Here is a 16,616-nt window from a genome sequence, read left to right as displayed (position 1 = left end):
TTGCTAGAACCCTGCCGACGCCGGGACCATTGCACTTCGGAGGCGCCTTGCTCGCGCAGTTTCGCCGGCGCATCGTCGCCAGCCTGTTGATCATCCTCGCCGTCCTCGGGACCACTCCCGCATGGGCCACTCCGCTGCTGCTCGTCGACGCCGACACCTTCGAGGTGCTGTACGCCGAGGATGCCGGCGTGCCGTGGCACCCGGCCTCGCTGACCAAGCTGATGACCGCCTATGTGGCCTTCGCCGCCATCAAGGCGGGCAAGGTGACGCTCGACACCAAGGTGAAGATCTCGAAGAACGCCTGGAACCAGGCGCCGAGCAAATCCGGGCTGAAGGTCGGCTCCTCGGTGACGATGAAGGACGCGCTCTATATCCTCGTGGTCAAGTCGGCCAACGATATGGCAGTGGCCGTCGCCGAGACCGTCTCGGGCTCGGTGCCGGCGTTCGTCGAGGAGATGAATGGCATGGCGGAGGCCATGGGCCTGTCCGCCACCCACTTCGTCAATCCGCATGGGCTGCACAACGAAGGCCAGGTGACCTCGGCGCGCGATCTCGCCATCCTGGCGCTGATCATCCGGCGCGATTTCCCGGAATATCTGCCGATGTTCGGCACCGAAGCGGTGCGGCTGGGCAAGGCCAAGCTCGAATCCAACAACGGCCTGCTGGAACATTTCGCCGGCACCACCGGCATGAAGACCGGCTATGTCTGTTCCTCGGGCCTCAATATCGTGGCGACGGTGGAGCGCGGCGGCCGCTCGATGCTGGCGGTGGTGCTGGGCGGCTCGTCGGCGCGTGAGCGCAACGAGATGACGGCCGAACTGTTCCTGCGCGGCTTGTCCGGCGCGATCACCGGCACCGGGCAGAACGTCGTGCAGCTCAAGAACATCGCCTCGCCGCCGGTGGACATGCGGGCGCAGATTTGCGGCAAGAAAGCCAAGGCTTACGTGGCGGAGCGCCAGGCGGCGTTCCCGATGGGGCTGAAGGGCCATCCGAGCTATCTCACCGACGAGATCGACGGTGTGGTCTACTCCGCGACTGATCTCGGCATAATGGTCGACGACGTGCCGCTGCCGCGCCCGCGTCCGGCATGGGCCCCGGCAGCCGTGGCACTGGCCGACGACTGAGCGAACGCTCAGCCCTTCACGATCTCGAAGCGCATGACTTCGGCCTCGCTGCTCACCGAGCAGGCGTGGCCGTTCTGCCTGCAGAACAGCGGGATATCGATCTTTGCCATCGGATCGGTGGCGAGCAAGACGAACGAAGCGCCCGTCGGCAGCTGCGACAGGCGCTTTTCCATTTTCAGCACTGGCAGCGGGCATTTCAGCCCGCGGCAGTCGATGGTCTCGATGTCAGTCGTCAAGCACCAGCACCCAGTAGACGCCGTGCGTCGAGTTCGGGTCGTAGGCGACGCCGAGGCCGGCGCGCTTGGCGGTCGGATCGGCGATCGCCCCCGCATCGGCCGGCACGGCGCGCCAGCCGGAGAAGACTTCTGCGAAGGTGGTGTAGCCGGCGCTGAGCCGCATCACCACGGCGCCGGGCGGTAGAGCCGGCTGTGCGCCGCTCTTGGCGTAGTTGGTGGCCAGCGTCTGCGCCGTGCCGTCGAGCACGGTGTCGCCGCGCACATCGGCCGCGCCCTGGGCGCGACGGAAATCGTTGAGCAGGAACAGTGCCTCGACCCGGTTGAGCTTGGCGCCCGGCTGGTTCATCGGCGCGGAAAGGCCCGGCGACAGCTGACCGCCGCCGCCACCCATCGAACAGGCCGCGAGACCCGCGGCGAGCACCGCGGCAAGCGCGATGCGGGGGAGGGTGGTGTGACCCTTCGTGATCATGGCGTCGGACTCCTTGCACGGCCGGAGAAGTCCGGCATGGCCTCATGCAGCTGGTGACCCCGATGAGATTCGAACTCATGGCCTCAGGATTAGGAATCCTGCGCTCTATCCTGCTGAGCTACGGGGTCGCCGCTTGCCACATAGCAAATGCCGGGCGCGGTGCAAACCACCGTTCCGGCGGAACAGGTGGGCACGGCACATTCCTCCCCATGCGCCAGCCGCTGGTGGGGCCGTTCGTCGCGTCTTGAAAGCGGTTGCAGGCGTGCTACTCACGCCCGGCCTGCGATGGCCGCAGGGTTTCAGGATGCACCGATGAGCGACAAGATTTCTGCCGAACTGTTTCTGGCCGACGAGAAGAAGGCGTGGTTCAAGCACGATCGGTTCGGCATGTTCATCCATTGGGGCATCTACGCGCTCGCGGCCCGGCACGAGTGGGTGAAGAACCGCGAGGAAATCGACGACGCGGGCTACCAGAAGTACTTCGAGAACTTCGATCCCGATCTCTACGATCCGAAGGAATGGTCGCGCCGGGCCCGTGAGGCGGGGATGAAATACGTGGTGCTGACAGCCAAGCACCATGATGGGTTCTGCCTGTGGGACAGCCAGGCGACCGACTACAAGGCGACCAACACGCCCTATGGCAAGGATCTGCTCAAGCCGTTCGTCGAGGCGTTCCGGGCCGAAGGGTTGAAGATCGGCTTCTACTACTCGCTGCCCGACTGGCACCATCCCGACTTCACCATCGACATGTACCATCCGCTGCGCAACCGCGAGGATGCGGCCGAGCTGAACGCCGGCCGCGACATGACGCGCTATGCCGCCTATCTGCGCCAGCAGGTCACGGAGTTGCTCACCGGTTACGGCAAGATCGACATCATCTGGTTCGACTTCAGCTATCCGGGCCGCACCTACAAGGGCCTGCCCGGCAAGGGCCGCGACGACTGGCAGAGCCTCGAGCTGTTGAAGCTGGTGCGAAAGCTGGCGCCCGACATCATCGTCAACAACCGGCTCGATCTCGAGACCGACGTGCCGGACATGATCACGCCCGAGCAGTACACGCCGCGCACCCCGCCGATGGTCAATGGGCGTGAGGTGACGTGGGAGATGTGCCAGACGTTCTCGGGCTCATGGGGCTACTACCGCGACGAGGAGACGTGGAAGAGCCCGGAGCAGCTGATCCAGATCCTGATCGACGGCGTGGCGCTGGGCGGGAACCTCTTGATGAATGTCGGGCCGACCGGGCGCGGCACGTTCGATCACCGCGCCATCGATGCGCTCGACGCCTATGCCGGCTGGATGAAGCTGCACAGCCGCGCCATCTACGGGGCCGGCCGTTCCAGCTACACGGCGCCAGATGGCTGCCGCTATACCCAGCGCGGCAACCGGCTCTATCTCCACATCTACAACTGGCCGAACCGCTACCTGCATCTCGACGGGCTGGCGGGCCGGGTCAAGTTCGCGCAGCTCCTCAATGATGCGAGCGAAGTGCAGTGGATCGGCGCCCACACCGATCCGCATTTCGTCCCGCCGGTCGGCCAGACCACGCTGACGCTCGACCTGCCGGTCAAGAAGCCCAACGTGGTGGTGCCGGTGGTGGAGCTGGTGCTGAAGGAGGACTGATCCGGGCGGAACTTCAGTTGGCCGCTGCAGTTCCTACAGTCCGGGCGCGACGGATGTGACCCAAGGAGAGCAAGATGAAGCGCACTGCCACTGCCAACTGGACCGGGACGCTCAGGGATGGGGCGGGGACCCTGGACGCGCCGAGCGGCGCGTTCACGAGCCTGCCCTATACCTACAAGGGCCGCTTCGTCGATGAGACGGCGCGGTCCGGCACCAATCCGGAGGAGCTGATTGCGGCGGCGCATGCGGGGTGCTTCGCCATGGAGTTCGCGCAGACGCTCGCCGACAACAACACTCCGGCGGAGAACCTCAAGGTCGAAGCGGCGGTGACGCTCATTCCCGGCACCGGCATCACCGGCAGCGCGCTGACGCTGGAGGGCAAGATCCCCGGGATCGACAACGCGACGTTCCAGCAACTGGCCGAGAAGGCCAAGGCGAACTGCCCGGTGTCGAAGGCGCTCGGCGCCATCAACGTCACGCTCGAGGCGCGGCTGGTCTGAGCCTCAGGCGTGGCGCCAGTCGGGCCACGCAGCGACCGAATGGACACGCCGGGTGGTGCGGCTTTCTTCGCCGAAGGGTGCGACCTCCCACTTCCAGCGCAACCCGCTGCGCGGCACCGGCCGGCCATGCAGCAGGTCGGCGCTGTCCAGCACCACGCCGTGGCGGTTGAACACCCGGTAGTCGAGGTCGGTGATCAAGGTGACCGGACAGGGGAGGCTGGCCAGCCTGTCGAGGTGGTCGTCGACGACGGCCCGCTGCCGGCCATCGGCCGCGGCGCGCGCCAGCTGGCTGACGAGGCTGATCGAGATGACCCAGTCGAGATCGTCGATCGCATCCAGAAAGCCGAGCGCCTGGGAGTCCCGTTCGGTGGATAGATCGCGCCAGTCGCAGGTGACGTTCGGGTAGCGATCGGTGCGGGGGCGGATGGTCGAGAGGTGGGCCTGGTCCACCAGAATCACCCGCTCGAAGGTGCGCGCCAGGGATTCGACAGGCACATCGAACAGCGGGCCGGAGCCCAGCACCACCACCGTCCGCCGCCGATCGAGATCGTCGATGGTGGTGTCGATCAGGCCGCGCGAGTTCGCGAGGTGCGGGGCCCAGGCGCGGGTCTGGCGCTGGCCGCGCGCCCACAGCCCGATGGCTTCCCCCAGATGGCGGCGGAACGCCGGAGGCGTCGCGCGGTAGCTCGCAGCATAGACCAAGAGTTCGGCGAGCATCGGGTCAGCGTCCGGCAGCAGAATCGGCGTGATCGTAAGGGGAAGTGGCCACGGTGCAACATTCGTTGTTGCTCTGCGACGTTGTGGAAGAATTTCGCCGCAATTTCGTGCAGTTTGCCTTGTCGTCGGATGGGGCCAAATTTGCTTGCCTGGAACGTGCTCAGAATTGCCGCGGCCGCGGTGCTTGTCGCCATGCCGCTGAGCACCCTTGCCATGGGTTGCGACGGGCTGGTCGATGGCCCCAAGGGTATCGTCGCGTCGGTTACCGATGGCGATACCGTGGTGCTCGATACCGGCGTAGTGGTTCGCTTGATCGGCACGCAGGCGCCCAAGCTGCCGCTGGGTCGCGAGGACTTCGAGGCCTGGCCGAAAGCCGAGGAGTCCCGCGTGGCGCTGGAAAAGCTGACGCTCGGCAAAACGGTGCGGGTGCGCCATGGCGGCGAGCAGGTCGACCGGCATGGCCGGACGCTGGGCCAGCTGTTCGTGCTCGATACGCCCGAGCTCTGGGTGCAGCAGCGGATGATCGCCGACGGCTGGGCTCGGGTCTACTCGTTCCCCGACAATCGTGCATGTCTGCCACAGTTGCTGGCCGCCGAGGGCTCGGCGCGGCTGATGAAGCTTGGCATCTGGGCCGATCCCTACTATCTCGTGCGGCGGGCGGACCGGCCGGCAGATTTGGTCGGGCGCCTGGGCCACTATGAGCTGGTGGAAGGCCGGGTGTTGCTCGCCGATGAGGCACAGGGGCGCATCTACCTGAATTTCGGCCGATCGTGGAAAGAGGACTTCACCGCCGTGATCGACAGGGCGGCGGTCAAGCTCTTCTCGCGTGCCGGTCTCGACCCACTCAAGCTCGAGGGTGCCCTCGTGCGGATCAGAGGCTGGATGGACGACGTTGATGGCCCGCGGGTCGAAGTCACCCATCCTGAGCAGATAGAGGTTCTCCTCGCTCCATGAGCTCGCGTTCGATCATCAGGGTGTTTGGCGTTCCGCTCGCCGCGGTGTTGCTGGCGATTGTCGCGGCGTGCTCGAGCCTGCCCGGCGTCACGGTCAGCCGCACCGAGGGACAGAACGCGCCGGTCGTCGCCTCGGACGATCCCGAGGAAGATGCGATCGGGGCGCGCGAGCACCCGCGTATCGTCGCCTCCTATGGCGGCATCTATTCGGACCGACAGGCCGAGATCATGATCGCGCGGATCGTCGGGCGGCTGCTTGCCGCGGCCGATCAGCCGAACCAGAAGTTCACCGTCACCATCCTCGACACCGCCGAGGTCAACGCCTTCGCGCTGCCGGGCGGCTATGTCTATGTGACGCGCGGCATCCTGGCGCTCGCATCGGACACCTCGGAGATCGCGGCCGTGCTGTCGCACGAGATCGCGCACGTGACGCTGAAGCATGCCCGCGCCCGTACCAACCGGGCGCGCACCAACGAGATCGTCGACAAGGTGGTGACGGGTGTGTTCGGCGCCGACAGCGCCACCGACCAGGCTTCGAACCGCTCGAAGATGTCGCTCGCGGCGTTCAGCCAGCAGCAGGAACTGGCTGCCGACAAGGAGGGCATCCTGACCTCCGGCCGCGCCGGGTACGATCCGCATGCGGCGGCCCGCTTCCTCGGCGCCATGGGCCGGTTTGCGCATTTCTCGGCGGGCGACGCGGACCAGGAAGGCGATTTCCTCTCCTCGCACCCCTCGACCCCCGATCGCATCCAGAAGGCGATCGAGACGGCGCGCGCCTTCTTCGGCGCCCCGGGGCTCGGCGAAACCGATCGCGAGGGCTATATGGCCGGCATCGAAGGCCTCGCCTTTGGCGACAGCCCGGCACAGGGCGCGGTGGTCGGCCGCCGCTACATCAATCCGACACTGAAATTCACCTTCGAAGTGCCCTCGAACTACACGCTGCAGATCTCCAAGGGCGCCGTGGTCGGCGTTGCCGGCGAAGGCGAGGCGGTGCGCTTTGACAGTGCCGAAGTGCCGGCCTCGATGGGGCTCGAGGATTATCTCAAGTCGGGCTGGATTGCCGGGCTGCAGCCGACGACGGTGAAGCGCGAAAGCGCCAACGGCTTCGACATGGCGACCGGCGTCGCCGTCACCCCGCAATGGAACTTCCGTGTTGCGGTGGTGCGCAACGATGGCCGGGTCTATCGCTTCATCTTTGCTGCCAAGTTCGACAGCCCGGCCTTCACCCAGGCCGCTGAAGCGACGCTGAAGAGCTTCCGCTCCGCCACTGCCAAGGATCTCGGGCTGGTCAAGAAGCTGGTGGTCCGCACCATCACGGCCGGCAGCGTCGATACGGCGGACTCGCTGGCGCGAAAGATGAACGGTCTCGGCCGCGGCACCGACCTGTTCTACATCCTCAACAACCTCTATCCGGGCGACACCCTGGTCGCCGGACAGAAGTACAAGGTCGTGACCGTCGAATAGCTGCTGTCGCCAAGCCGGCGGCGCTCGCGGGAATCCTCCGGCACATCTTCCGGGTGGCCCGAGCCGATCGCCTAGATCAACCCGGCATCCCGTGCCGCGGCGCTGGCTTCGGTGCGGGAGTGGGCGCCGAGTTTGCCCAGCATCGCCGCAACGTGGTGGTCGACGGTCTTGGGCGAGATCGCCAGTTGCGCGGCGATGCGCTTGCTGGAGAGGCCGCGGTCGACCAGCAGCAGCACTTCCATCTCGCGCTGCGTCAGCCCCAGCCGGTTGTCGCGGGTCGACTGGCGCGGGCCCTTGCCGACATTGCTGATGCCGCTGCGCCGCATATGGCGACGGGCTTGCTCGGCAAACGGGTTGGCGCCCAGTTGCTCGAAGATCTGCAGCGCCTGCCGCTGCGCCGCCTCATCGCCGCCGAGCAGCGCCAGGGCGCGATCGAATGGTGCGCCGATCTCTGCCCAATAGTCGGCGGCGGCGGCCCAATCGCCCGAAATTTCGGCTCGGAACGGTGCCGCCAGCCCGGTGAGGTCGCCAAGCCGTGCATCGGGCTCGAGCCGCCAGCGCCACAGCAGCAGTTCGCCATGCACCGTGGGGGCCGAGGTCATGCCCAGCGCCTTGTCGAGCAGCGCCAGTGCCTCGGCGCGGTTGCCTCTGCCGAGCCAAGCGCGCTCGGCGAGAATTGCGGCGAAGGGCGCCAGCCGTTGCAGTTCCATATTGGTGTCGAGAAAGCGCCGTGCCTCCTCGAGCAGCGGATCGAGCGCCGGGTCGCCGCGTCTCAGCCGCAGCCGCGCCAGTGCCAGCACAGCGGTGATCCGCATCAGCCCCTGCGCCTGCTCGTCGCCGATCACCGGCAGCGCCGCCTCGGCCGCCTCCTCCCACAGGCCCTGGCGCAGCAGCACCTCGGTGAGCCAGCCGCGCATGTAGTAGTGCCAGGTGTCGAGGTCGCGATCGGCGCAATAGACGATGCCGGCCTCGAGCACGCGGCGGGCCTTGTCGTAGGCGAGCAGGTTGACCTCCATGCAGCCGAGGTTGGTGTAGGCCCGGGCGGCATGCTCCTGGTAGTTGTGCGCCAGCGCGATATCGAGGCTCTTTTCGAGGTCGGCGCGGCCGATCGCCGGCTCCTGCCAGATACGGGCGGAGCCCATGTTGTTGAGCGCGTGGGAGATGATGTCGGGCCGCCCCAGCACCTGCCCGAGCGCGATGGCGGCACGCCCGTGGCGCAAGGCGCCGTCCAGTTCGTCCGCCAGCATGGCGAGGTGGGCGAGGTTGGAATAGGCCATCGCCAGCTCGGCACCGGGTGTCTCGGTTTCCAAGAGCGCGATGGCCTCATTGCCATAGGCATCGGCCGCGGTGCGGTTGCCGGCGAGATAGCTCAGCCGCGACAGCCAGCGCAGGCTGTCGCCTTCCATCAGCCGGTCACCGAGCTGCCGATAGATGGCGCCGGCCTGCCGTTGCGCTGCGATAGCCTGCTGGATGCGGCCGATCAGCTGGCACTCGAAGGCGTAGCGCCCGTGAATCGCCGCTTGCTCCTCGAGGCTGAACCCGTCGATCAGCCCCATCATTTCCTCGTAGTGCGCCGCCGCCTCGCGATGCGCACCGCTGCGCGAAGCCTCGTGCGCCGCCTTGGGTGCCAGCTGGCGCAAGGCAGCTGCGTCGCGCGCCTGGGCGGCGTGGTGGGTGAGCCGGGCGCCCGGAATGTCGTCCCGGCCGCGCAGCAGCGCCAGCACGGCGGCATTGAGGCTTTCCCGCCGGTGCGTGGGGAGCGCCGCCTCGATGGCACGGCGGGCGATTTCGTGGCGGAAGGCGTAGCCATCGCCGCTGCCGTCGAGCATGCCGCCCTCGACGCATTCGGCCAGCGCCTCGCGTCCGCCCGGGCCGAGCAGGTCGACGAGAATTGCGGTCTCGGCGCGTCGAGGAAATACCGAGACGGCGTCGAGCGCCTCGCGGGCGCCGATGCCCAGCCGCTCGGCGCGGGTGAGGGTGGCATCGCGGAGGCTGAGCGACAGCTCGCCACCGGCGCGCAGCAGCTCCGTGACGAAGAAGGCGTTGCCGACAGTGGCGCGATAGATCGGGCCGGGTTCGAGCCCGGTATGCTCGGCCAGCGTCGCCACGGCGGTCTCGCTCAGCAGCGGCACGTCGATGCGGGTGATGTGGTCGGAAGCGATATCGCCGAGTGCGCGGCGCAGACGCCGCTGCCCTTCCACCGCTTCGTTGCGGGCGGTCAGCAGCATCAGGATCGGGCTGCCGGCGATGCGGCGGCCGACGTAGCGCACGAGGTCGAGCGTTGCGTCGTCGGCCCAGTGCAGGTCCTCGATGACGAGGATGGTCGGCTCCATGCCGAACAGCGCCAGTGCTTCGGAGAACAGCGGGACGCGTTCACCCTGCTCGCCCAGCCGATCGAGCGGCCAGTGTGCATCGCGCGCGAGGTCGTAAAGCGGCGCGAGCGGGGCCGGTACCGTGAGGTCCTCGCAGGCGCCGCGCAGGATGCGCGCCGCGCCGCCCGCCGTTTCGATGAAGGCGTTCACGAGGGCGGTCTTTCCGGCACCGGCCTCGCCGACTGCGGCAACGACGCGGCCTCGTCCGGCCGCGGCTTTCGCCAATTGCTGGCGCAACGCAGCAAGCTGCGCATCACGTTCGAGCAGGATCATCCCTCTAATCCCTCCGGTCGCGATCTTACCCGAAGGGCAGAGTCGTCATACGTCGTATGAATAACACCGCCCGCGGTCAATTATTCCATCGCGTCGAAACGTGGGTAATTGGCGGCGCCAATCTGGGTAATCAAGCCGATAGAGCAATGCCCCGCATGGGGGCATGGTCCGCCACCGGCCGCCGAAGCGGGGGCCGAAACGTGAAGGACCATGAAATGCCGCGCTATGTCGTTGAACGCAGTTTTCCCGAAGGCCTGATCATCCCGATCGATGAATCAGGCGCCACCGCCATGGGCGGTGTGGTTTCCCGCAATGCCGAACGAGGCGTCACCTGGGTGCAGTCGTTCGTCTCGCCGGACAAGAAGCAGAGCTTTTGCATCTATGATGGCCCGTCGCCCGAGGCGATCCGGATGGTCGCGCAGAAGAACGCGCTGCCGGTCGATCGCATCACCGAAGTGCGGGTACTCGACCCCTATTTCTACCGCTGACCGACACCGGACACGGAGTTGCCTCCGTGTCTCCGTGCCGGCGTCGTTCGGCGTGTCCTTGGAGCCGGTCTGGCATTCGCCCCCCGGCACATGACCGGCTCCGAGGAGCCAATCCCAACAGGAGCAAGCCGCCGACCGGCTCGACATGTGATGTCGGCCGCCGCCGCCGGTTTGGCCGCATCAGAAGAGACTCAACCATGAAGACATCAACCCTTCTCAAAGCCCTCGCCGTCACCACGGCGCTCTCGGTCGGCGGCGCCAATGCTCACCAGTCGGACGGCGGCGGCCTGCTCATCGGCTCGGCCATGGCACATGAAGCCGCGGCGCATGCCGACCTGCCCAACCCGCTCGCCGACAAGGTGCGCGCCGCCAACGAGCGGTTCCAGGATGTCGCGGTGGCCAAGGGCGAGGGCTATGCCCCGATCCCCTGCGTCAGCGGTATCGAGGGTGGTGCCATGGGCATCCACTTCGTGTCGGAAGCAGCGCTCAAGGACGACGCCATCGACATCGCCCATCCGGAGGCGGTGATGTACGAGCCGCAGGCCGATGGCTCACTGAAGCTGATCGCTGTCGAGTACATCACCACCAAGGGGCCGGCCAATCTCGATGGGCACCTGTTCAGCTTCACCAATGCCCCCAATCGCTATGGCCTGCCGGCGTTCTACGAGCTGCACGTGTGGGCCTGGCGGGGAGGGCTGGCTGAGCCCTCCCCGCCTGCCTCAAGCCGCTCAGCGGTCGATGCGCGCCGCGTTTTCCCCCGAGTAGCGAGCGCCCTTCAGGACGATCCCCGAGGTGGCACTCTCAATATCGGCGAGATCAGCGGCGCTCAGTTCGATCGATGCCGCGCCATTGTTCTCGATAAGCCGGTGGAGCTTGGTCGTCCCCGGGATCGGCGCGATCCACGGCTTCTGCGCCAGCAACCAGGCCAGTGCGATCTGCGCCGGTGTGACCTTCTTCGCCGCGGCAACCCGCACCACGGCATCCACCATGGCCTGGTTTGCGGCGCGGTTCTCGGCGTCGAAGCGGGGCACCGTGTTGCGGAAATCGGTGCTGTCGAACTTGGTGCTGGTGTCGATCGCGCCGGTGAGGAAGCCCTTGCCCAGGGGGCTGAACGGCACAAAGCCGATACCCAGTTCCTCGAGCACCGGGATGATCGCCTCTTCAGGCTCCCGCCACCACAGCGAATATTCGCTTTGCAGCGCTGTCACCGGCTGCACCGCATGGGCACGGCGGATGTTCTTCACCCCCGCCTCCGAGAGGCCGAAGTGTTTCACCTTGCCCTCGGCGATCAAGTCCTTGACCGCACCGGCGACGTCCTCCATCGGCACCTCTGGATCGACGCGGTGCTGGTAGAACAGGTCGATGCGGTCGGTGCGCAGCCGCTTCAATGAGGCCTCAGCGACCTCGCGGATATGCGCCGGCCGGCTGTTGAGGCCGCTGCCGCTGCCCGTGCCGTCGAGATCGAAGCCGAACTTGGTGGCAATCACCACCTGATCGCGGATCGGCTCCAGCGCTTCGCCGACCACCAACTCGTTGGCGCGACGCCCATAGACCTCGGCGGTATCGAAGAAGGTGACGCCCTGATCGAACGCCGCCCGGATCAGCTTGATGGCGTCTGGGGTCGGCAGCGGCTGGCCGTAGGACTGGCTGATGCCCATGCAGCCCAGCCCGATTGCCGAGACTTCGAGACCGGCATTTCCAAGTTTGCGCTTCTGCATTTCGTGCTCCTCGTTGCGGGGTTGGGTCAGACGCGCAGCAGCGTCTTGACGATGCGCCGCTCCTCCATGGCTGGCGGCGCGGCCGTGGGCTACTTCAGCCGATTGCCGCTGCTGCCTCGGCGTCAGCTTCGGCCTCAGCCTTGGTCTTGCGGTGCTGCAGATGCGAGTTGACTGCGACCGTCGCGCCCGCAGCGATTACCAGCGCCATGCCGGCGAGGCTGCAACTCTCCGGCACGTGGCCGAAGACCAGCCACCCGAGCCCGCTCGCCCAGACCAGGTGCAGGTAGTTGACCGGCGCCAGCATCGAGGCCGGCGCTTGCTTGTAGGCGGCGGTGAACAGGAAGTGACCGAGCGTCATCAGTCCGCCCAGCAGCACCATCAGCGCGATATCGAGAGCAGCAGGGCTGAACCCACGAATATCGGGCAGGGCCAGCACGCAGAACACCAGCGCGCCCACCCAGGTGGAATGGAACAACATCGAGATCGTCGTCTCGGTCCGGCTGAGATAGCGCGTGAGGAGGTGATAGCTCGTCGCGAGGCCGGCATTGACCAGCGCCAGGGCCACCCCGATCGGGTCGAGGCTGCCGCCGGGCCTGACGATCAGCAGTACGCCGAGAAAGCCGATGGCGGCGCCCATCCAGCCAATTGCGCTGACCCGCTCGCCGAGCAGCGGCACCGCCAACAGCATGACGGCGAACGGCGCCAGGTAGATGATCGCCACCGTTTCGCCGACCGGCATCAGCCGCAACGCCCAGCCCAGTGTCAGGGACGCAGCAGCAAGGCAGAGTCCGCGCAGCACGACCAGCCACAGGCGTTTAGCCTGCCACAGGCGCGTGCGAAGGCGGGGCCAGACGATGAGCGCGAGCAGCACGAGATTGACCAGGTACCGCATAGCCATGACCACCGGCACCGGATAGAGCATCGACAGGTGCTTGGTCACGACGTCGCCCACGCCGAACGCCAGGGTGGCGAGAGCCACGAGGCCAATCCCGACAAGCGGCCGTCCCGCAGTGGTAAGATCCGCCATGTGGCTGCCTCTCCATTCGAGAGCCAACGATATCGCTTGAGCCCATAAGCGAAAAGCAGTCATTATTGGCATGATCCCATGAGTGGAACTCATCAATGCCGCGCGAAGACATCAGCGACCTGATCGCCTTCCTCGCCGTTGCGCGAGAGCTGAGCTTCACCAAGGCAGCGGCGAAGCTCGGGGTCTCGCAATCGGCGCTCAGCCACACCATCCGCAAACTCGAGACCCGGCTCGGGCTGCGGCTGTTGATGCGTACCACGCGCAGCGTTTCGCCGACCGAGGCCGGCCAGCGCCTGCTGCTCAACGTCGGACCCCGGTTCGAGGAGATCGAGGGGGAACTCGCGGCCCTTAGCGAACTGAGGGAACGGCCGGCGGGTACGATCCGCATCACTGCCGGCGAGCACGCCGTCAATTCGGTGCTCTGGCCAAAGCTCGCTGCGTTCCTGCCGGCCTATCCCGACATCAATGTCGAGGTCAGCACCGACAATAGCCTGATCGACATCGTCGCCCGCCGCTTCGACGCCGGCGTGCGGCTGGGCGAGTCGCTCGCCAAGGACATGATCGCGGTTCGCATCGGCCCCGACTGGCGCTTCGCCGTCGTGGCCGCGCCATCCTACTTTGCAGGGCGCGCGCAGCCCGAGACGCCACAGGAGCTCACCGGACACCGTTGCATCAACCTCAGGCTCCAGACCTATGGCGGGCTCTATGCCTGGGAGTTCGAACGGGATGGGCACAAACTCAGTGTTCGGGTCGAAGGACAGCTGGTGTTCAACAACACCACCCAGATCCTGCCGGTAGCGCTCGCGGGTCTTGGCCTCGCCTGCATCCCCGAGGACCTCGCCGCCCCTCATATTGCCGAGGGCCGGCTGGTGCGCGTGCTCGAAGACTGGTGTCCCCCCTGGGGTGGCTACCACCTCTATTACCCGAGCCGGCGGCAGTCCTCGCCGGCCTTCGCGTTGCTTGTCGAGGCTTTGCGGCATCGCGGCTAGCCAGGCGCGGCGGCCGCTGCCGCCGTGAATGTTGATCACCGGCCGCAGCCAATCGCATCTCGCAAGTCTTGCGGCGGCGCCTGTCGTCGCCTACCTGTTGAGTTACGACATCATGTTGGCTTGCAGTGCGCAGGTCGCCACGCCAACCTGTCGCAGCACACGGGACATCACCATGGATATTGATCCGATTCTGCCGTCGATCGTCGCGGTTCGCGCCACGATCCCTGACGATGCCTTCACCGCCGCCGGGCTGGGCACGCTCAGGGAAGGCAGTGGCGTGGTCATTCGCGAGAATGGGCTGGTGCTTACCATCGGCTACCTGATCACCGAGGCCGAAGAAGTCTGGCTGACCACGCAGGATGGGCGGGTCGTGCCCGCCCACGCGCTCGCCTATGACCAGGTAACCGGCTTCGGCCTGGTGCAGGCGCTGGGGCCGCTCAATCTGCCGGCGCTGGAACTGGGCGAGAGCGCCAAGGTGCATCTGGGCGACGCGGTGGTGTTTGCCGATGGCACCGGGCAGTCGATCCGCGCCAGCATCGTCGCCAAGCAGGAATTCGCGGGCTACTGGGAATATCTGCTAGACGAAGCGATCTTCACCTCGCCGGCGCACCCGTCATGGGGTGGGGCGGCGCTGATCGGGGCCGACGGCAAGCTCCTCGGTATCGGTTCGCTGCGGCTGCAGATGATGCGCAGCGGCGAGGCCGCCGAGATCAACATGATCGTGCCGATCGACCTCTTGCCGCCGATCCTCGACGACCTGCTCGCCCGCGGCCAGGCCGACCGGCCGCCGCGCCCATGGCTCGGCGTGTTCTCCGCCGAGGACGATGGCGACGTGGTGGTGATGAGCGTCGCCGAAGGTGGCCCGGCCGCCGAAGCGGGCATTCGCCGCGGCGACATCATCTCCGATGTGCGCGACAGCGAAGTCGAAGGCCTCGCCGACTTCTACCGCAAGCTGTGGAGCAGCGGCCCGGCCGGCGCGGAACTGCCGATGCGTGTCGTCCGCGACGGCCGAGAGACTTGGGTCCGGGTCAAATCCGCCGACCGCAACCTGTTCCTCAAGAAGCCACAGCTGCAGTAGCCAGCGTCAGACGCCAAGGCGGCCGTGGTGGGAACGAAAAAGGCCGGTCTCGCGACCGGCCTTTCCCATTCGATCTGCAGCTGCTGCTTAGGCGGCGGCTTCCTCGGCGTCGGCGGCGTCCGACTTCGGACCGCGGCGCGGCGACTTGGCGAGGTTCTTTTCGATCAGCTGCACGGCCTCGGTGAGGGTGAGCTTGTTGACGGCCGCCACTTCGCGGCTCATCCGGTCCATCGCCTGCTCGAACAGCTGGCGCTCGGAATAGGACTGCTCGGGCTGGTCGTCGGAGCGGAACAGGTCGCGGACGACTTCCGAGATGGCGATCAGGTCGCCCGAATTGATCTTGGCTTCATATTCCTGGGCGCGGCGCGACCACATGGTGCGCTTGACGCGCGCACGGCCAGTGACGGTGTCCAGAGCCTTCTTGACCTCGTCCTCTTCGGCGAGCTTGCGCATGCCGACGGACTTGATCTTGGCGACGGGAACGCGAAGGGTGAGTTTGTCCTGCTCGAAAGAGATGACGAACAGCTCGAGGGTCATGCCCGCGACTTCCTGTTCCTCGATCGAGGTAATCAGACCGACGCCGTGCGCCGGATAGACGATATACTCGCTCGTCTTGAATCCAAGCCGCTGCTGAGGCTTCTTGGTGACCATAAAGGGATACTCCTATTAACGCCGCCGCCGGACTGCTCTTCGCGGAGAGGCTGTCCTGGTTGTTGCTCGTTCGCCCGTCCGAATAGTAAGCAAAGACCCTTCGCGCACTCTGCCGGTCCGCGCGACCGGTTGACTGCGCCCCCATAATTGCTGGTGTCAAAAAAAAGGGTGCCTAGCGGCACGCATTGGATGACGGGCAAGCTCCATTCGTTTGAGGAGCGTAGCACAAAATTTCAGCAAAATCAAAAGTTGCGAATCAAGGCTGCCGGAACCTGTTCAGGTTCGGCTCATAAGCCATTCATCGGCAGGGCAAACCCGGGGCGAAACGGCGGCCAATCGGCCTCGCCGGGCGGCGTTAGTCGCCCTCGCCGGGCTCTTCCGAGAAGTATTTCTCGAACTTGCCCTCGACCCCGTCCCATTCCTTGGCGTCGGCCGGCGCATCGCGCTTTTCAGTGATGTTGGGCCAGGCGGAGGCGTATTTGCTGTTGATCTCCAGCCACTTGTCGAGGCCACCCTCAGTATCGGGCTTGATCGCCTCAGCCGGGCATTCGGGCTCACAGACGCCGCAGTCAATGCACTCGTCGGGGTGGATGACGAGCATGTTCTCGCCTTCATAGAAGCAGTCGACGGGACAAACCTCGACGCAGTCCATGTACTTGCACTTAATGCAGTTGTCCGTGACGATGTAGGTCATTCTTCGCGAGCGTTCCTGCTCAAGTTTCTAGGGCCGCTGGGTCTTTCAGCCGGGCGCGCGCGGCAGGCGCTACGCCTCGGGCCGTGCTAGCCCTTTTTGTCCGCTGCCGCAAGGGACAGGGCTGTCAGGCTTTTGTCGGATCGAACGCCAAGCCATCCACTTATCCCCTCAACCGACGCCAGTGGCATTCCGCCGCTGGCACGGTGGTGAGCACGGGGCGGTCAATTGTGGCAGATGGACGGA

General features: G+C 66.2%; 16 protein-coding genes, 1 tRNA gene and 1 pseudogene. 9 read left to right on the top strand and 9 right to left on the bottom strand.

The window, feature by feature from the left end:
• The first annotated feature begins 47 nt into the window (after positions 1–47).
• On the top strand, positions 48–1,124 hold the full coding sequence (locus tag AC1DWU_RS00315; protein ID WP_477147957.1) for a D-alanyl-D-alanine carboxypeptidase family protein: 1,077 nt from the start codon (positions 48–50) through the stop codon (positions 1,122–1,124).
• Between the two features lie 8 nt (positions 1,125–1,132).
• On the opposite strand, the gene AC1DWU_RS00310 is transcribed toward AC1DWU_RS00315, so the two are convergent.
• The 3 genes from AC1DWU_RS00310 to AC1DWU_RS00300 all read right to left on the bottom strand — a co-directional run bounded on the left by AC1DWU_RS00310 (position 1,133) and on the right by AC1DWU_RS00300 (position 1,957).
• A complete protein-coding gene (locus AC1DWU_RS00310; RefSeq protein WP_477147956.1) occupies positions 1,133–1,360 on the bottom strand; it encodes a sulfurtransferase TusA family protein in 228 nt (75 codons plus the stop codon).
• Positions 1,350–1,829 carry a CAP domain-containing protein gene (locus AC1DWU_RS00305; protein ID WP_477147955.1) on the bottom strand — a complete coding sequence of 160 codons (480 nt, stop codon included), beginning with the start codon at positions 1,827–1,829 and terminating at the stop codon, positions 1,350–1,352. The genes AC1DWU_RS00310 and AC1DWU_RS00305 overlap by 11 nt, the downstream gene beginning before the upstream one ends.
• A gap of 51 nt (positions 1,830–1,880) precedes the next feature.
• Positions 1,881–1,957 (bottom strand) — tRNA-Arg (locus AC1DWU_RS00300).
• Between the two features lie 184 nt (positions 1,958–2,141).
• Here AC1DWU_RS00300 and AC1DWU_RS00295 point away from each other — a divergent pair.
• Together AC1DWU_RS00295 and AC1DWU_RS00290 are read left to right on the top strand one after the other, a co-directional pair.
• The gene (locus AC1DWU_RS00295) at positions 2,142–3,449 is read left to right on the top strand and encodes an alpha-L-fucosidase (RefSeq protein ID WP_477147954.1); all 1,308 of its coding nucleotides are present in this window, start codon (positions 2,142–2,144) and stop codon (positions 3,447–3,449) included.
• 74 nt (positions 3,450–3,523) lie between these two features.
• Positions 3,524–3,949 carry an OsmC family peroxiredoxin gene (locus AC1DWU_RS00290; protein WP_477147953.1) on the top strand — a complete coding sequence of 142 codons (426 nt, stop codon included), beginning with the start codon at positions 3,524–3,526 and terminating at the stop codon, positions 3,947–3,949.
• A 3-nt stretch (positions 3,950–3,952) separates the two neighbouring features.
• Here the strand turns inward: AC1DWU_RS00290 and AC1DWU_RS00285 are convergent, their stop codons facing one another.
• Positions 3,953–4,666, bottom strand: coding sequence for a hypothetical protein (locus AC1DWU_RS00285; protein WP_477147952.1), 714 nt, complete (start codon positions 4,664–4,666; stop codon positions 3,953–3,955).
• Between the two features lie 141 nt (positions 4,667–4,807).
• Here AC1DWU_RS00285 and AC1DWU_RS00280 point away from each other — a divergent pair, with 141 nt between their 5' ends.
• On the top strand, positions 4,808–5,620 hold the full coding sequence (locus tag AC1DWU_RS00280; protein WP_477147951.1) for a thermonuclease family protein: 813 nt from the start codon (positions 4,808–4,810) through the stop codon (positions 5,618–5,620).
• Entirely contained in the window at positions 5,617–7,083 is a 1,467-nt protein-coding gene (locus AC1DWU_RS00275) for a M48 family metalloprotease (RefSeq protein WP_477147950.1), read from the top strand. The genes AC1DWU_RS00280 and AC1DWU_RS00275 overlap by 4 nt, the downstream gene beginning before the upstream one ends.
• 71 nt (positions 7,084–7,154) lie before the next feature.
• Here the strand turns inward: AC1DWU_RS00275 and AC1DWU_RS00270 are convergent, their stop codons facing one another.
• Positions 7,155–9,728, bottom strand: a complete 2,574-nt coding sequence (locus AC1DWU_RS00270; RefSeq protein ID WP_477147949.1) for a helix-turn-helix transcriptional regulator — start codon at positions 9,726–9,728, stop codon at positions 7,155–7,157.
• A gap of 215 nt (positions 9,729–9,943) precedes the next feature.
• Here AC1DWU_RS00270 and AC1DWU_RS00265 point away from each other — a divergent pair, with 215 nt between their 5' ends.
• Both AC1DWU_RS00265 and AC1DWU_RS00260 read left to right on the top strand, forming a co-directional pair.
• Positions 9,944–10,216, top strand: coding sequence for a DUF4242 domain-containing protein (locus AC1DWU_RS00265; protein ID WP_477147948.1), 273 nt, complete (start codon positions 9,944–9,946; stop codon positions 10,214–10,216).
• Positions 10,217–10,521: 305 nt separating this feature from the next.
• Positions 10,522–10,908, top strand: a pseudogene (locus tag AC1DWU_RS00260) (hypothetical protein); the annotation flags it as partial.
• Between the two features lie 36 nt (positions 10,909–10,944).
• Here AC1DWU_RS00260 and AC1DWU_RS00255 read toward each other — a convergent pair.
• Both AC1DWU_RS00255 and AC1DWU_RS00250 read right to left on the bottom strand, forming a co-directional pair.
• Positions 10,945–11,934 carry an aldo/keto reductase gene (locus tag AC1DWU_RS00255; RefSeq protein ID WP_477147947.1) on the bottom strand — a complete coding sequence of 330 codons (990 nt, stop codon included), beginning with the start codon at positions 11,932–11,934 and terminating at the stop codon, positions 10,945–10,947.
• 94 nt (positions 11,935–12,028) lie between these two features.
• A complete protein-coding gene (locus tag AC1DWU_RS00250) occupies positions 12,029–12,961 on the bottom strand; it encodes a DMT family transporter (RefSeq protein ID WP_477147946.1) in 933 nt (310 codons plus the stop codon).
• Between the two features lie 95 nt (positions 12,962–13,056).
• Here AC1DWU_RS00250 and AC1DWU_RS00245 point away from each other — a divergent pair, with 95 nt between their 5' ends.
• Together AC1DWU_RS00245 and AC1DWU_RS00240 are read left to right on the top strand one after the other, a co-directional pair.
• Positions 13,057–13,950, top strand: coding sequence for a LysR family transcriptional regulator (locus AC1DWU_RS00245; protein WP_477147945.1), 894 nt, complete (start codon positions 13,057–13,059; stop codon positions 13,948–13,950).
• 172 nt (positions 13,951–14,122) lie between these two features.
• A complete protein-coding gene (locus AC1DWU_RS00240) occupies positions 14,123–15,028 on the top strand; it encodes a S1C family serine protease (protein ID WP_477147944.1) in 906 nt (301 codons plus the stop codon).
• Between the two features lie 87 nt (positions 15,029–15,115).
• Here AC1DWU_RS00240 and AC1DWU_RS00235 read toward each other — a convergent pair whose 3' ends face one another.
• Together AC1DWU_RS00235 and fdxA are read right to left on the bottom strand one after the other, a co-directional pair.
• On the bottom strand, positions 15,116–15,679 hold the full coding sequence (locus AC1DWU_RS00235; RefSeq protein ID WP_477147943.1) for a CarD family transcriptional regulator: 564 nt from the start codon (positions 15,677–15,679) through the stop codon (positions 15,116–15,118).
• A gap of 355 nt (positions 15,680–16,034) precedes the next feature.
• On the bottom strand, positions 16,035–16,373 hold the full coding sequence (fdxA, locus tag AC1DWU_RS00230) for a ferredoxin FdxA (RefSeq protein WP_477147942.1): 339 nt from the start codon (positions 16,371–16,373) through the stop codon (positions 16,035–16,037).
• Between the last annotated feature and the right edge of the window lie 243 nt (positions 16,374–16,616).

The organism is Devosia sp. P2_G7 (assembly GCF_056403495.1).
This window is presented reverse-complemented; position numbering and strand designations above follow the sequence as displayed.

Excerpts from the sequence above, each read along its gene's own strand:
- AC1DWU_RS00290 (WP_477147953.1), top strand. The coding sequence starts at position 3,524 with ATGAAGCGCACTGCCACTGCCAACTGGACCGGGACGCTCAGGGATGGG.
- fdxA (WP_477147942.1), bottom strand. The coding sequence starts at position 16,373 with ATGACCTACATCGTCACGGACAACTGCATTAAGTGCAAGTACATGGAC.
- AC1DWU_RS00245 (WP_477147945.1), top strand. The coding sequence starts at position 13,057 with ATGCCGCGCGAAGACATCAGCGACCTGATCGCCTTCCTCGCCGTTGCG.
- AC1DWU_RS00255 (WP_477147947.1), bottom strand. The coding sequence starts at position 11,934 with ATGCAGAAGCGCAAACTTGGAAATGCCGGTCTCGAAGTCTCGGCAATC.
- AC1DWU_RS00265 (WP_477147948.1), top strand. The coding sequence starts at position 9,944 with ATGCCGCGCTATGTCGTTGAACGCAGTTTTCCCGAAGGCCTGATCATC.
- AC1DWU_RS00235 (WP_477147943.1), bottom strand. The coding sequence starts at position 15,679 with ATGGTCACCAAGAAGCCTCAGCAGCGGCTTGGATTCAAGACGAGCGAG.
- AC1DWU_RS00285 (WP_477147952.1), bottom strand. The coding sequence starts at position 4,666 with ATGCTCGCCGAACTCTTGGTCTATGCTGCGAGCTACCGCGCGACGCCT.
- AC1DWU_RS00275 (WP_477147950.1), top strand. The coding sequence starts at position 5,617 with ATGAGCTCGCGTTCGATCATCAGGGTGTTTGGCGTTCCGCTCGCCGCG.
- AC1DWU_RS00240 (WP_477147944.1), top strand. The coding sequence starts at position 14,123 with ATGGATATTGATCCGATTCTGCCGTCGATCGTCGCGGTTCGCGCCACG.
- AC1DWU_RS00305 (WP_477147955.1), bottom strand. The coding sequence starts at position 1,829 with ATGATCACGAAGGGTCACACCACCCTCCCCCGCATCGCGCTTGCCGCG.
- AC1DWU_RS00295 (WP_477147954.1), top strand. The coding sequence starts at position 2,142 with ATGAGCGACAAGATTTCTGCCGAACTGTTTCTGGCCGACGAGAAGAAG.
- AC1DWU_RS00270 (WP_477147949.1), bottom strand. The coding sequence starts at position 9,728 with ATGATCCTGCTCGAACGTGATGCGCAGCTTGCTGCGTTGCGCCAGCAA.
- AC1DWU_RS00250 (WP_477147946.1), bottom strand. The coding sequence starts at position 12,961 with ATGGCGGATCTTACCACTGCGGGACGGCCGCTTGTCGGGATTGGCCTC.